The organism is Serratia sp. Z4, from assembly GCF_009900725.1.
Classification (GTDB): Bacteria; Pseudomonadota; Gammaproteobacteria; order Enterobacterales; family Enterobacteriaceae; genus Serratia; species Serratia nematodiphila.
The window spans coordinates 744,442-757,451 of record NZ_JAAABD010000002.1 but is presented as its reverse complement, the minus strand read 5'-3'; the positions used below and the strand labels follow the sequence as shown (position 1 = coordinate 757,451).

Sequence of the window (13,010 nt, the reverse complement as noted above, 5' to 3'; positions counted from 1 at the left end):
TAAGGGAAGGCAGAAAAAGGGATAAAACATTTCAATAATGGAGCTAATGAATGATAACTCAAAAGCGTATATTAGCGAAGCGGGATGCTTGGCTGAAACGCATAGCCTTATTCACGGTAACAACGGCGGTATGCGGCAATATGGCTAAACCCGCCTTCTCTCGTGACTATTTTAATCCGGCGTTGCTGGAAACTGGGCGCTCAGGCCAGCAGCACGTCGATCTGTCGATTTTTGAAAATGGCCAGCAGGTTCCCGGCACGTATCGGGTCGATATTTGGGTGAACGACATGCTGCTGGAAACGCGCGACGTGTCGTTCGCTCTGCGGGCCGGCAGCGACGAGAAGGCCGATCTGCAGCCTTGTTTGACGCGGGAAGATCTGAAACGGCTTGGGGTGAAAGTTGAGCTGTTTCCCGGTTTGGCCGGCGCCGATCGCTGCGCGAATTTGGCCGCGATCCCACAGGCCTCGGCGCAATTTCAATTTAACCGCCAACGCCTGATGCTGAGTATCCCCCAGGCGGCGTTGGAAAATAAGGTGCGCGGATACGTTCCGCCGGAACAATGGGATGAAGGCCTGCCGGCGATGCTGCTGAACTACGGCTTCACCGGCAGCAACAGCAAGGGGCGCGATCGATTCACCCAGAGCGCAAGCAGTTATTACCTCAACCTGCGGCCGGGCTTCAACCTGGGCGCCTGGCGAGTGCGGAACTACACCACCTGGAGCTACAACAGCGCCGGCGGCGGGCGAGCGTCGGAGGATCGTTGGGACTCCGTCTATACCTACGCCCAGCGCAATATTATTCGCCTGAAAAGCTTGCTGACGCTCGGCGAAAGCAGCAGCCCGTCCGATGTGTTTGACAGCGTGTCGTTTCGCGGCGCGCAGCTGGCTTCCGATGACGACATGTTGCCGGAAAGCCTGCGTGGTTATGCGCCGGTGGTGCGCGGCATCGCGCGCAGCAATGCGCAAGTGGTCATTCGCCAAAACGGCTATGTCATCTACCAGAGTTACGTTGCGCCGGGCGCGTTTGAAATTTCGGACATGTACCCGACCGGCGGCAGCGGCGATTTGGAGGTGACTATCAAGGAGGCGGACGGCAGCGAACAGCACCTGACCGTTCCCTTCGCCAGCCTGCCGGTGCTGCAACGCGAAGGGCGGCTGAAATATGCGCTGACCTCGGGGCAATACCGCACTTACGATCACAGCGTGGATAAAAAGATCTTCTCGCAGGCCAGCCTGATTTATGGCTTGCCCGCCGGTTTCACCCTGTATGGCGGCGGCCAATTCGCCGGGCCGTATCAATCGCTGGCATTGGGTCTGGGCAAGAACCTGGGCGAGTTCGGCGCCCTGTCGGCCGACGTCACCCAGGCGTGGGCAAAGCAGGAGCATCAGCCGAAAAGCGATGGTCAGTCGTGGCGTGTGCGCTACAGCAAAAATATCGTCGAGACGGGGACGAACTTCGCCATCGCCGGCTACCGCTATTCGACCAGCGGCTACTATGGGCTGCAGGAAGTGCTGGACACCTATCGCAGCGGCAACCGTTACGCCCCGATAGACCGCCGCAAAAATCGCGGCGAAATCACGCTGAACCAGAATTTATGGGAAGGGGCGGGGTCGCTTTCACTCAGCGCGGTCTCCGAAGACTATTGGGGCTCCGAGCGCAATATGCAGTCGCTGAGCGCGGGTTACAACAATAGTTGGAATGGCATCAGCTACGGTTTTAACTACAGCTACAGCCGGAATTCACAGGCTATTTACGGCGATTCGAACCGCGGGCGCATTTACGATCGCGATCAGATCTTCGCTTTCAACATCAGCGTGCCATTAGAGAAATGGCTGAGCAACACCTACGCCACCTACAACCTCAACACCAGCAAAAAAGGCAATACCAGCCATACGGCGGGCCTCAACGGCACGGCGCTGGCCGGCGGCAACCTCAGTTGGAGCGTACAGGAAGGGTATGGCAGCCAGGGCCAGGGCAACAGCGGCAACGCCAACGCCGACTGGCGCGCGACGTACGGCGAACTCACGGCGGGCTACGCCTACGATCGCAGTCAACAGCGCGTCAACTACGGGGTGAAGGGCGGGGTGATCGCCCATGAAGACGGCGTGACCTTCGGTCAACCGTTCGGCGAAACCGTCGCCCTGGTACAGGCAGCCGGCGCGAGCGATGTGGCGGTCGGCAATCAGGTCGGGGTGAAAACCGACTGGCGCGGCTACGCGATCGTTCCTTACGCCACACCTTATCGCAACAATTCGATTCGCCTCGATGTCGACAGCTTGCCGGATGATGTCGATCTCGAGTTGACGAACCAGTCGGTCACGCCGACTCGCGGCGCGGTGAGCCGGGCGAATTTCAAAGCCAACGTCGGCAGACGGATTTTGATGAAGGTGACGGACTCGCAGGGGGCCCCCCTGCCGCTGGGCGCCAGCCTGCGTCTTGCCGAGGGGGCGACTCAGCCGTTCCTGGTCGGCGGCGACGGCGTGGTCTATCTGACCGGCATGGCGGAAAAGGGCCTGCTCATCGCGCAGTGGGGCAGGAATGGCGAGAACCAATGCCGCATCCGTTATCAGTTGCCGGCGGAGCCGCCGTCAGCGGGTCTCCAAACCCTAAACGGCGTTTGCCAATAGATCTCGCTCTATTTCCATCATGACTTTTAAGTGAGAGTGAAAATGAACGTTTTTCTCAGGATATTCGGTTACGGCGCCCTGGTGTGGTTGGCGACGCTCACGACGGCGGTTTATGCCGGCACCTGTACCACCAACGCGAAAACCGCCCGTATGGGGTTGCTGACGCTGGCCGTGGATCCGCGCATCGAAGTCGGCGAGCAGCTGGCTGTTCGAACCGAGAACAGTATGAACGGCACGACGTTTTCTTTTCTTTGTTCCGGCTCGGTCGCCTATCGCTCCATGTCGCCGCTGACGCCGAGCGCGCTGCCCGGCGTATTTGAAACGGGCATCGAGGGCGTGGGGGTGACGATTTCAGACTTATGGCAGAGCAATAAGAACGTGCCCGTCAACACGGCGATTTCGCCCAACTTGCTGACGCCGTGGATCAATCGAAACGATGTTCGGCTGACGTTTATTAAAACCGGCCCGATCAAAACCGGCGGCGATATGGGCGGGAAAATTATCGCCAGATATTATCTGGATTCGACCTCCATTTTGGATCTCAGTATTTCCGGCATGAAGGTCATTCAGAAAAGTTGCCTGGTTGATTTGAACTATAAAAATCAAACGGTGAATCTGGGCAGCCCTAAACGCAGCGAGTTTAACGGCGTCGGCAGCACGGCGGCGTCTTCCGAACGCAATTTTTCCGTGGTTCTGCAATGTCAGGAGGACAATATTCCGGTTCAGGTCACGTTCGAGGCGGCCGGAAATTCGCCAGGCGTGGGAATGATTGATATCGCCGACGGCGCCGATGCGGCGAAGGGCGTCGCCGTGGAAGTGTTGGATGAGAACCGTAATCCATTAACGTTTTCCAGACCGATCAATTACCACACCGCGGCTGAAAAAGAGATCAGGATCCCCTTGATGGCGCGCTATAAGCAAACGGGAGCCATTAGCCCCGGGCAGGCCGACGCGGTGATGACATTCACCATTACGCAGAATTAAAGAGACCCCCCATTAAAAATATAATGTCGTCTGTTCGCACGACATTATTGGTGGCATCAGGCGCTGCAGGCCGATGCCAATGCAATGACAACACGCATGTATGGCCGTGTTTGTCCGTTTAAATATGGAGATTAACCAATGAAAGAACTGTCTGTTATCGAAATGAATGAAGTGTCAGGCGCTTATTCCTGGGATATGAGCAATGGACTGTCGGGGCTGATTGGCAGCGCCGTTTCCAATGCCGCGGAAGCCGTTTCATCCATCGCTCTGGGCGCCTCCGTGGGCAGCATGGCGGGCGCCGTCATCGGCGGTAAGCACGGCGGCGACGGCGGCGGCCTGCTGGGCGTCGGCTCGATTGGCCAGGGCGTCGGCATGGTCGCCGGCGGCATCCTGGGCGGCGTAGCCAGCGGCGTGGCCGCAGCCGTTATTGGCTGGGACACCACGCTGGAATACTCCAAAAAAGGCCTCGATGGGCTGATTAACGGCACCATCAGCTAAATCCATATGCGGTCCAAAGCCGCAGCGTTCTCGCTGCGGCTGTCTCCCGGTCAGGCAAGCGCAGGTTCTTCCTATGAGTGATAATAAGAGCAGGAATATTTTCCGCCAGGAGGCGGTCAATTATCAACGTCAAAGATGGACCGGCAGAGCGCTGTTAATTTCCGGCGCGTCGAGCCATGTGATTGCCGCCACCTGTTTCACTTTTATTCTGATCCTGGCGGGCGCACTCTATTTTTGCGAGTACACGCGCCGGGTCGATGTTGAAGGCGAGGTGATCAGCATCCCGCATTCCACCAATGTGTTTTCCTCCCAATACGGTTACGTGAGCCAGGCATTCCATAAAGCCGGTGACATCGTGGAAAAGGACGAGCCGCTGTATGTGATTGATGTCTCGAGAAGCACCACGTCCGGCAATGTCAGCCATATCGCGGCCAGCGAAATAAGCAAACAGATTAGCAATCTGGATTCGATAATCAGCAAGCTGAATAAAAATAAAACCGCCATGCTGGATAATTTGCGCAAACAGATCAATAGCTATGAAAACGCCTATAAAGAAACCGAGAAACTGAACCTCAGCGCCAAAGAGGGGATGGATAAAATGCGGGATAGCCTGAAAAATTACGAACACTATTTGACGAAAGGCCTGATCACCAAAGATCAGTTAAATTATCAGCGTTCGCTCTTTCAACAACAGCAAAGCTCGTATCAGGCGCTCTACAGCCAAAAGATCCAGCAAAATATTCAGCTGTCGCAGTTGCGCAGCGATTTGCTGATTCGCGCCGCCGATTACGACAATCAGATATCGCAAAGCGAATCGCAACGCAGTGATTTACAACGCCAGCTGGCGGAGTCCAATGCCGGCGGCCAGGTCATTATCAAAGCGCCGCTCAAGGGGAAAATCGAGTCGCTGAGCGTGACCGCCGGGCAGGTGGTCGAGAGCGGCAGCAGTCTGGCGCAAATCAAGCCGATTGATAACATCAAATATTATCTGGTTTTATGGCTGCCGAATAACAGTTTGCCCTACGTGAAAATCGGCGATGGCATCAACATTCGCTATGAAGCCTTCCCGTCGGATAAATTCGGTCAGTTTCCGGGAAAAATAGAATCCATCTCGTCGGTCCCCGCCTCCCCGCAGGAAATGTCGGAATACAGCAGCGGAAATAAAAGGGAAAGGAACGCCTACTACAAAGTGCTGGCGTCCATCAGCGACACGCAATTCAGCGATAAAGGCAAATATCTCGAAATCAGCAGCGGGCTGCAGGCCAGGGTCATCGTCTTCCTGGATAAGAAACCGCTTTATCAGTGGGCGGTCGCGCCTTTGTATGACATAAAAAACAGCGTTGTGGGGCGAGTCGATGAAGGACAATAATCTCTTTGAACGGATCAACGAGAAGTTAACCTTCTCACTGCGCAAGCGGGTGCCGAGCATCTTGCAGTCGGAATCATCGGAATGCGGCCTGGCGTGCCTCGCCATGATCGCCTCCTATTACGGGTTTAATGTGGATATGCTGAGCCTGCGGCAGCGATTCGGCATTTCCACCCAGGGCGCGACCCTGGGGACGATCTCTCAAATCGCGTCGCAAATCCAGCTGAAGACGCGCGCCTTGTCCTTGGACATCGACGAAATCAATCAGCTGAAAACGCCCTGCATACTGCACTGGAATATGAACCACTTCGTGGTGTTGGTTAAGGTGCAGCGCGCCGGTTTTGTCATTCACGATCCGGCCTTCGGGCGCCGAGTGATCGGGCTGCAGGAGATGTCGAATCATTTTACCGGCATCGCGTTGGAGCTGTGGCCCGACAGGGCATTTCAAAAAGAGACCCTCAAGACCCGTTTGCGCCTGCTGGATTTGATGAAAAACATCGAGGGCCTGCCGGGGACGCTGCTCAAGATCTTTGCGTTATCGATAGTCATCGAATCGGTCAACCTGCTGCTGCCGGTGGGAACGCAACTGGTGACCGACCATGTCATTCAGGCGCATGACTACAGCCTGCTGACGGTCATCTGTTTGGGGCTGATCTTCTTCACCTTGTTCCGCGCGGTGGTCAGCATCGCCAGGGCCTGGATCTCCATCGTGCTCGGGACGCTGACCGATATTCAGTGGAAGACGACGCTGTTTGAACACCTGATGAAGCTGCCGCTGGATTTTTTCGAAAAACGGCACCTGGGGGACATTCAATCGCGCTTTTCCTCGCTGGATGCGATCAGAACCACCTTTACCAATAATATCGTCAGCGGGATCATCGACGGCATCATGACGGTCGGGCTGTTCGCGATGATGATGGTCTACGGCGGCTGGCTGGTCTGGGTCGTGGCGGGCTTCACTCTGATCTACATCCTCATCAGGATGATGACTTACAGAACCTACCGTCAATTCTCGGAGGAGCAGATCGTCAAGGCGGCCAAGGCCAACTCGCATTTCATGGAGACGCTGTACGGCATCTCGACCGTCAAGGCGCTGGGCATCAAGGAAACGCGCTCCAGCTATTGGCTCAATCTGAACGTCGACGCCGCCAATACCAATATCAAAATCACCCGATTCAATATGATGTTCGGCGGGATCAATACCTTTATCACGACGCTCGATCAGGTGGCGATCCTGTGGCTTGGCGCCATGATGGTCATCGACAATTCCATGACGCTCGGCATGTTCATGGCGTTCAATGCCTATCGCGGCCAGTTCTCTCAGCGGGCCTCGAGCCTGATCGACCTGGCGATCGGCTTGCGCATGCTGTCGCTGCACAATGAGAGGATATCCGACATCGTCTTTACCGATGCGGAGACGGAGTCCGCGCCGCGACAGGTTTTCCCCTCGGGCACGGGGATTGCCATTGAGGTAAAAAATCTTACGTATCAATATGACGCGCTGTCGCGGCCGATCTTCAAAGACCTGAACATGCGCATTGCGGCCGGTGAAAGCGTGGCCGTCGTGGGCGCCTCCGGCGCGGGCAAGACCACCTTGCTGAAGGTGATGTGCGGTTTGCTCAGCCCCACTTCCGGCCAGGTTTTGGCCGACGCGATGGATATCCATAAAGTCGGGGTGAATAACTACCGTAACGCGATCGCCTGCGTGCTGCAGGACGACCGGCTGTTCTCCGGATCCATTGCGGAAAACATCAGCGGGTTTGAGGTCAATGCCAATAAAGAGCTGATCATGGCCTGCGCGATACACAGCAATATCCACGATGAAATCATGCAGATGCCGATGGGCTACGAAACCCTGATCGGCGAGTTGGGCAACGGCATCTCCGGCGGGCAAAAGCAACGTTTGTTTATCGCGCGCGCCCTCTATCGCCGCCCGAGCGTGCTGTTTATGGATGAAGCGACCAGCCATCTGGACGTTGAGAATGAGTCGGCGATCAACCGGGCGATATCTTCGCTGAATATTACGCGCGTGATCGTCGCCCACAGAAAGTCGACCATCGACTCGGCCGACAGGGTGGTGGTGCTGGGGGCCGGGAGCGGTGCGCCGGCAGGCGGCGGTGAATAAAGGGCGCTTGCCGGCGCCGGGGGCGAAGCCGGCAACGCAGGCTGTCCCCGCGACCCAAATCGCGGTAAAATGCAGCAGTTGACCCTATCGCATTCCATCAGGCCGTCGAACCCGCTATGAAAACGCGCAAACCGCGCCGCCCGCCCGGGCGGTGGATCTATTACATCCTGCATGAAGACATGCTGTGGCCTTGCCCGGTTAAATGGGAGTGGGAGAGCGGCTATAACGCCTGGTTGCCGTTTTACTATTCCCCCACGCTGGAATTCGTCGCCGGCAACCCCGCCCGCGCCACCAAGGTCAGCAGCGGCCGGCGCTAAGCGTGCTGCCCGCCTTGCCGCCCGGCATCCGCTCACCTAAGATCATTGCATCACCCACAGGTTTCCGGGAGCGTCCATGTCTACTCTGTTTCGCACGTCTCTTTGCGGCGTAGCGGCGTTGTTGCTGCTTGCGGGTTGTCAGCAGACGGCGCATCAACCGGCGCCGCCGCTGCAGGCGCAATTGGATCACATCGCTTTGATGTTGGCCGGCGGGCATTTCCTGCGCGTGGACTGCGGGCGAAGCGACGTGCCGGACGACGTGAAATTGCAACGCACCGCGATGCGTGCAGCGCAGCACCGCGGCTGGGATACGCAGGCGGCAGGGTATCGGCAGTTGCCGGCGCTCACCCAGGCGCGTTACCTGACTCTGCAACAGGATAGTCAACTGCTGACGGACAAATGCGCCATGCTCAGCCGCAGCACCGCGCGCTTTATCGCGGCGGCGCAGGCCGATCAGGAAGACTACATGGAGTAGCGCTACGGTGTGCCTGTCGGGCGCTCGCCACGGGCGCCCAAAAATTCTTTGCAGGATAACGATTTATCGCTCATCATTTGAAATGATGTTTCACTTTTATCCATCGAGCCCACCTTGAACCTGTATGCCGCACTGCGTCAGCGCGTGGAAAATACGCCCTGGTACGCCAAACGGAAAAGCTACCGCGTGCTGTTCTGGCGCGAAATCACGCCGCTGGCGGTGCCGATTTTTCTGGAGAACGCCTGCGTTCTGTTGATGGGGGTGCTGAGCACCTTTCTGGTTAGTTGGCTCGGCAAAGAGGCGATGGCCGGGGTGGGGCTGGCGGACAGCTTCAACATGGTGATCATCGCCTTTTTTGCCGCGGTGGATCTCGGCACCACCGTGGTGGTGGCCTTCAGCCTCGGCAAGCGCGATCGCCGGCGGGCGCGGGCGGCGGCGCGTCAGTCGCTGGTGCTGATGACCGGCGTGGCGCTGCTGTTGGCGGCGGGCATTCACCTGGCGGGCGAACCGATCATTGATGTGATCGCCGGCGCGGCCTCGCCTGAGGTGAAAGCGCTGGCGCTCTCTTACCTGCAAACCACGGTGTGGAGCTACCCGGCGGCGGCGATTGCGCTGATCGGCAGCGGCGCCCTGCGCGGCGCAGGCAACACCAAGATCCCGCTGCTTATCAATGGCGGCATGAATATCCTCAATATCATCATCAGCAGCATCCTGATTTACGGCATGCTGGGCTGGCATGGCCTGGGCTTCGTCGGCGCCGGGCTGGGGCTGACGATTTCCCGCTATATCGGCGCCATCGCCATCCTCTATGTACTGGCGATCGGTTTTAATCCGGCGCTGCACATCACGCTGAAAAGCTATTTCACGCCGCTGAAGATGAGCATCCTGTGGGAAGTGCTGGGGATCGGCATTCCCGCCAGCGTCGAGTCGGTGCTGTTCAACGGCGGCAAACTGTTGACGCAGATGTTCGTCGCCGGCATGGGCACCAACGTGATCGCCGGTAACTTTATCGCCTTCTCCATCGCTTCGTTGATCAATTTGCCGGGCAACGCGCTGGGCTCGGCTTCGACCATCATCGTTGGCCGGCGGCTAGGCAAAGGCGAGATCGGTCAGGCGGAACGGCAGCTGCGCCATATTTTCTGGCTGTCTACCCTCGGGTTGACCGCTATCGCCTGGGGCACGGCGCCGTTGGCTGGGGTATTCGCCGCGTTTTATACCTCGCAGGATGACGTGAAAACGGTGGTGAAAACCCTGATTTGGCTCAACGCCGCCTTTATGCCGATCTGGGCCGCTTCCTGGGTGTTGCCCGCCGGGCTGAAAGGCGCGCGCGACGCCCGCTTCGCCATGTGGGTGACGATGCTTGGCATGTGGGGCTGCCGCGTGGTGGCGGGCTACGTGCTGGGTATCGAACTGGGCATGGGCGTGGTGGGTGTCTGGTTGGGGATGTTCCTCGATTGGGCGGTGCGCGGCGCCTTGTTCTACTGGCGCATGGTCAGCGGGCGCTGGCTGTGGAAATATCCGCGGGCCAAACGCCGGGAGGCCGGGTAACGTCGGCCGCGGGGCACCGGCGAGATGGCCTCAGTATAAAAGCGTCATCGCGCTGAAGAACAGCAGCGTCAACGCGATGATGATGAGGTTTTGCGTGGCTTTGCGCACCAGCTTGCTGGCGCTCAGGCGGCTGTCGATGACGTAGAGCAGCGGCACCATCAGCAGCACATAGGCGAACATCAGCATGGCGGTAAAGGGCTGCAGATTCATTCATGTTCCTCCTGTGCGCTATCATGGCCGACCAGATGCACCAGCACCGCCTTCGGCTGATGCGGCAAACCAATAAAGGGCGGGGTGGCTGGGGAGTCCGCCGTGAACGGCAGACCGGCACGCCGTGTCTTCACCGCCGCTTGCAGGATCTTCTTTCGATGCTTCCGAGTATGGTCGACCATGCGCCTCCGAATAGGGCCGCCCGAAGGCGGCCGATCGTTGTATTGCCCATTAAGCTGGAGAGGATCGCAGCCGCTGCCGGGGCCGCAGAGGTATAATATTGCGAATGATAACCATTATCAATAATGCGAGTGAAAAAATTAAGGGTATTGCGAGGGGACAGCCGGCGGGCGGGAAAAGAAAAAGCACGCCTTGCGGCGTGCTTTGCGGGGTACTAACGGCGGTGGTTACTTCTGATCGGGCAGAGCGTAAGCGACCACGTAGTCGCCCAGCTTGGTGCCGAAGGAACCGTGGCCGCCGGCGTAGATCAGCACGTACTGCTTGCCGTTGACCTCATAGGTCATCGGCGTCGCCTGGCCGCCGGCCGGCAAGCGCGCTTCCCACAGTTTTTCACCGTTGGTCACGCTGAAAGCGCGCAGGTAGTTGTCTGCGGTGGCGCCGATGAAGAACACGTTACCGGCGGTGGTCACCGGGCCGCCCAGCATTGGCATGCCCATTTTGAACGGCAGCGGCAGCGGTGAGCTGTCGCGCACGGTGCCGATGCGTTTTTTCCACACGATGTCGTTGGTTTTCAGATCCACGGCGGAAATGTAACCCCAGGCCGGCTGTTTGCACGGCAGGCCGAACGGCGACAGGAACGGGTTCAGGGTAACGCCGAACGGCACGCCATACTGCGGCTGTACGCCGGACTCGGTGCCGCTGCCGCCTTTGTCGCCTTCCGGCGGCTCAATCGGGTTGCCTGGGCCGCGCGGGATCAGTTTGGAGACGAACGGCAGCGCGATCGGGTTGGCGATGGCGATTTCGCGATCGGTATCGACGGCCAGGCCGCCCCACTCGAACATGCCCAGGTTGCCCGGGAACACCAGCGTGCCCTGCTCGGAAGGCGGAGTGAAGGTGCCTTCATAACGCAGGCTGTGGAACATCACGCGGCAGACCAGCTGATCATAGATGGTCGCGCCCCACATGTCGGCGCCAGTCAGTTTCTTCTCAGGACGGAAGGTCAACTCGGAGAACGGCTGGGTCGGCGACAGGCGATCGCCTTTGGCCGGGCCCTGCGGTACCGGTTTCTCCGGCGCCGGCACTACCAGCTCGCCGTTGGTGCGGTTCAGCACGAAGATGTTGCCGGTTTTGGTCGGCACATAGATGACCGGCACTTTTTTACCGCTCTTGTCGGTAATGTCTGCCAGGGTCGGCTGCGCCGGCACGTCCATATCCCACAGGTCATGGTGGACCGTCTGATAGAACCAGGCCAGTTTGCCGGTGGAGGCGTTCAGCGCCAGCAGGCCGCTGGCGTAGCGTTCCATTTCCGGGGTGCGATCGCCGCCCCAGATGTCCGGAGTGGAAACGCCCATCGGCAGGTAAACGATATCCAGCTTGGCGTCATAGGCGGCAGGCGCCCAGGAGTTCGGCGAGTTCGGCACGAAGTGGTGCTCGTCCGCCGGGATGGCGTTCGGATCCTTCGCGCCCGGATCGAAGGCCCACAGCAGCTTGCCGCTGTTGATGTCGAAGCCGCGGATCACGCCGGAAGGCTCGCGGTTGGAGTAGTTGTCGGTCACGGCGCCGGCGATGACGATCACTTTATCGGTGATCACCGGCGGCGAGGTCGGCTCGTAGTGGCCCGGCGTCGCATACGGCATATTGCTCTGCAGGTTCAGCTCACCGTTGTTGGCGAAGTCCGGGCAGGGTTTGCCGGTTTCGGCGTCCAGTGCGAACAGACGGCCGTCGTTGACCGGCAGAATGATGCGGCGTGCGCACATCGCCGGTGCGGCATCGCCTGTGGCGCCTGCGGCTGCGGCGGTTTCGTGGTAAGACACGCCGCGGCAGGTGATGTGCTGGAAGGTTGGGTTGTACTTCAGCTGCGGATCAAACTTCCATTTTTCTTTACCGGTGGCGGCATCCAGCGCAAACAGCTTCTGGTGCGGCGTACACATGTAAAGGGTATCGCGGATTTTGATCGGCGTGACTTCGTTGGTGATCTCACCCGGATCGTTGGCGGTCTTCAGATCGCCGGTCTGGAAACGCCAGGCTTCTTGCAGCTGGCCAACGTTTTTGTCGTTGATCTGGCTCAGCGGCGAGTAACGGGTGCCTTCCTGGGTGCGGCCATAGGCCGGCCAGTCGGCGCCGGTGGCGTCTTTCGGCTGTACCTGCGCGGCGTCGAGCGTGCCGTTGATCTCTTGCGGATCGTTGAACACGGCATAGGCCAACGCGATGACGGTGATCGCCAGCGCCGCGCTCAGCGCGCCGTAGGCGAATTTGCCGTTGGCCACCAGCTTGCGGTAGATAAACGGCAGCACCAGCCACAGGCCGAAGAAGAAGGTGACGTCCAGGCGCGGCGTCAGCGCCCAGAAGTCCGGGCCCACTTCCCACAGGGCCCAAATAGTGGTGCCCAACAGAAATACCGCGTACAGCAGCAGCGCGGTGGCGCGGCGGCGGAACAGCAGCCAGGAGGTCGCCAGCAGCACCAGCCCGGCGATGATGTAATACAGCGAACCGCCCAACTTGGCCAGCCAGATGCCGCCGCCGAGCAGATAAAGCCCGCTCAGCGCGGCAAACAGCGCCGTTATGACGATAAGCGGCGATAGTGACGCTTTATTTTGCATAGCAATACCCTTACCAAAAATGAAAGTCCCCGATTTAGAGATTAAGCCAAATCGGAAAAAACACGCGGTTTCTCCCTATT

The 13,010-nt window shown here is 58.7% G+C and carries 11 protein-coding genes; 8 read left to right on the top strand and 3 right to left on the bottom strand.

The annotated features are described in order from the left end of the window. Positions 1-50 precede the first annotated feature (50 nt). From GT753_RS11495 to GT753_RS11460, 8 genes are all read left to right on the top strand, one after another. Positions 51-2,627, top strand: coding sequence for a fimbria/pilus outer membrane usher protein (locus GT753_RS11495; protein WP_160125592.1), 2,577 nt, complete (start codon positions 51-53; stop codon positions 2,625-2,627). 42 nt (positions 2,628-2,669) lie between these two features. After that, positions 2,670-3,611, top strand: a complete 942-nt coding sequence (locus GT753_RS11490) for a fimbrial protein (RefSeq protein ID WP_004935283.1) — start codon at positions 2,670-2,672, stop codon at positions 3,609-3,611. A gap of 138 nt (positions 3,612-3,749) precedes the next feature. Next, positions 3,750-4,109 (top strand): hypothetical protein, encoded by a 360-nt coding sequence (locus GT753_RS11485; protein WP_004935280.1) that lies wholly within the window; start codon positions 3,750-3,752, stop codon positions 4,107-4,109. Between the two features lie 73 nt (positions 4,110-4,182). Continuing rightward, on the top strand, positions 4,183-5,478 hold the full coding sequence (locus GT753_RS11480) for an HlyD family secretion protein (protein ID WP_075686604.1): 1,296 nt from the start codon (positions 4,183-4,185) through the stop codon (positions 5,476-5,478). After that, positions 5,465-7,600 carry a peptidase domain-containing ABC transporter gene (locus GT753_RS11475; RefSeq protein ID WP_021505808.1) on the top strand — a complete coding sequence of 712 codons (2,136 nt, stop codon included), beginning with the start codon at positions 5,465-5,467 and terminating at the stop codon, positions 7,598-7,600. Before GT753_RS11480 ends, GT753_RS11475 begins: the two co-directional genes overlap by 14 nt. 116 nt (positions 7,601-7,716) lie before the next feature. Next, positions 7,717-7,917 (top strand): hypothetical protein, encoded by a 201-nt coding sequence (locus GT753_RS11470; RefSeq protein ID WP_015378375.1) that lies wholly within the window; start codon positions 7,717-7,719, stop codon positions 7,915-7,917. Positions 7,918-7,993: 76 nt separating this feature from the next. Further along, complete coding sequence (gene gspS / locus GT753_RS11465; RefSeq protein ID WP_160125591.1) at positions 7,994-8,392, top strand: type II secretion system pilot lipoprotein GspS; 399 nt, start codon at positions 7,994-7,996, stop codon at positions 8,390-8,392. Positions 8,393-8,506: 114 nt separating this feature from the next. Beyond that, entirely contained in the window at positions 8,507-9,940 is a 1,434-nt protein-coding gene (locus GT753_RS11460) for an EmmdR/YeeO family multidrug/toxin efflux MATE transporter (protein ID WP_021505806.1), read from the top strand. Positions 9,941-9,970: 30 nt separating this feature from the next. Here GT753_RS11460 and GT753_RS11455 read toward each other — a convergent pair whose 3' ends face one another. The 3 genes from GT753_RS11455 to GT753_RS11445 form a co-directional block, all read right to left on the bottom strand. Continuing rightward, entirely contained in the window at positions 9,971-10,150 is a 180-nt protein-coding gene (locus GT753_RS11455) for a hypothetical protein (protein ID WP_015378373.1), read from the bottom strand. Beyond that, positions 10,147-10,332 (bottom strand): hypothetical protein, encoded by a 186-nt coding sequence (locus tag GT753_RS11450; RefSeq protein ID WP_049240746.1) that lies wholly within the window; start codon positions 10,330-10,332, stop codon positions 10,147-10,149. The genes GT753_RS11455 and GT753_RS11450 overlap by 4 nt, the downstream gene beginning before the upstream one ends. A gap of 225 nt (positions 10,333-10,557) precedes the next feature. Further along, a complete protein-coding gene (locus tag GT753_RS11445) occupies positions 10,558-12,930 on the bottom strand; it encodes a glucose/quinate/shikimate family membrane-bound PQQ-dependent dehydrogenase (protein WP_004935255.1) in 2,373 nt (790 codons plus the stop codon). Between the last annotated feature and the right edge of the window lie 80 nt (positions 12,931-13,010).

What these genes read in the sequence shown, in the direction of transcription:
- GT753_RS11480 (WP_075686604.1), top strand. Translation starts at nt 4,183, where the DNA reads ATGAGTGATAATAAGAGCAGGAATATTTTCCGCCAGGAGGCGGTCAAT.
- GT753_RS11445 (WP_004935255.1), bottom strand. Translation starts at nt 12,930, where the DNA reads ATGCAAAATAAAGCGTCACTATCGCCGCTTATCGTCATAACGGCGCTG.
- GT753_RS11450 (WP_049240746.1), bottom strand. Translation starts at nt 10,332, where the DNA reads ATGGTCGACCATACTCGGAAGCATCGAAAGAAGATCCTGCAAGCGGCG.
- GT753_RS11490 (WP_004935283.1), top strand. Translation starts at nt 2,670, where the DNA reads ATGAACGTTTTTCTCAGGATATTCGGTTACGGCGCCCTGGTGTGGTTG.
- GT753_RS11475 (WP_021505808.1), top strand. Translation starts at nt 5,465, where the DNA reads ATGAAGGACAATAATCTCTTTGAACGGATCAACGAGAAGTTAACCTTC.
- GT753_RS11455 (WP_015378373.1), bottom strand. Translation starts at nt 10,150, where the DNA reads ATGAATCTGCAGCCCTTTACCGCCATGCTGATGTTCGCCTATGTGCTG.
- GT753_RS11485 (WP_004935280.1), top strand. Translation starts at nt 3,750, where the DNA reads ATGAAAGAACTGTCTGTTATCGAAATGAATGAAGTGTCAGGCGCTTAT.
- GT753_RS11470 (WP_015378375.1), top strand. Translation starts at nt 7,717, where the DNA reads ATGAAAACGCGCAAACCGCGCCGCCCGCCCGGGCGGTGGATCTATTAC.
- GT753_RS11495 (WP_160125592.1), top strand. Translation starts at nt 51, where the DNA reads ATGATAACTCAAAAGCGTATATTAGCGAAGCGGGATGCTTGGCTGAAA.
- gspS (WP_160125591.1), top strand. Translation starts at nt 7,994, where the DNA reads ATGTCTACTCTGTTTCGCACGTCTCTTTGCGGCGTAGCGGCGTTGTTG.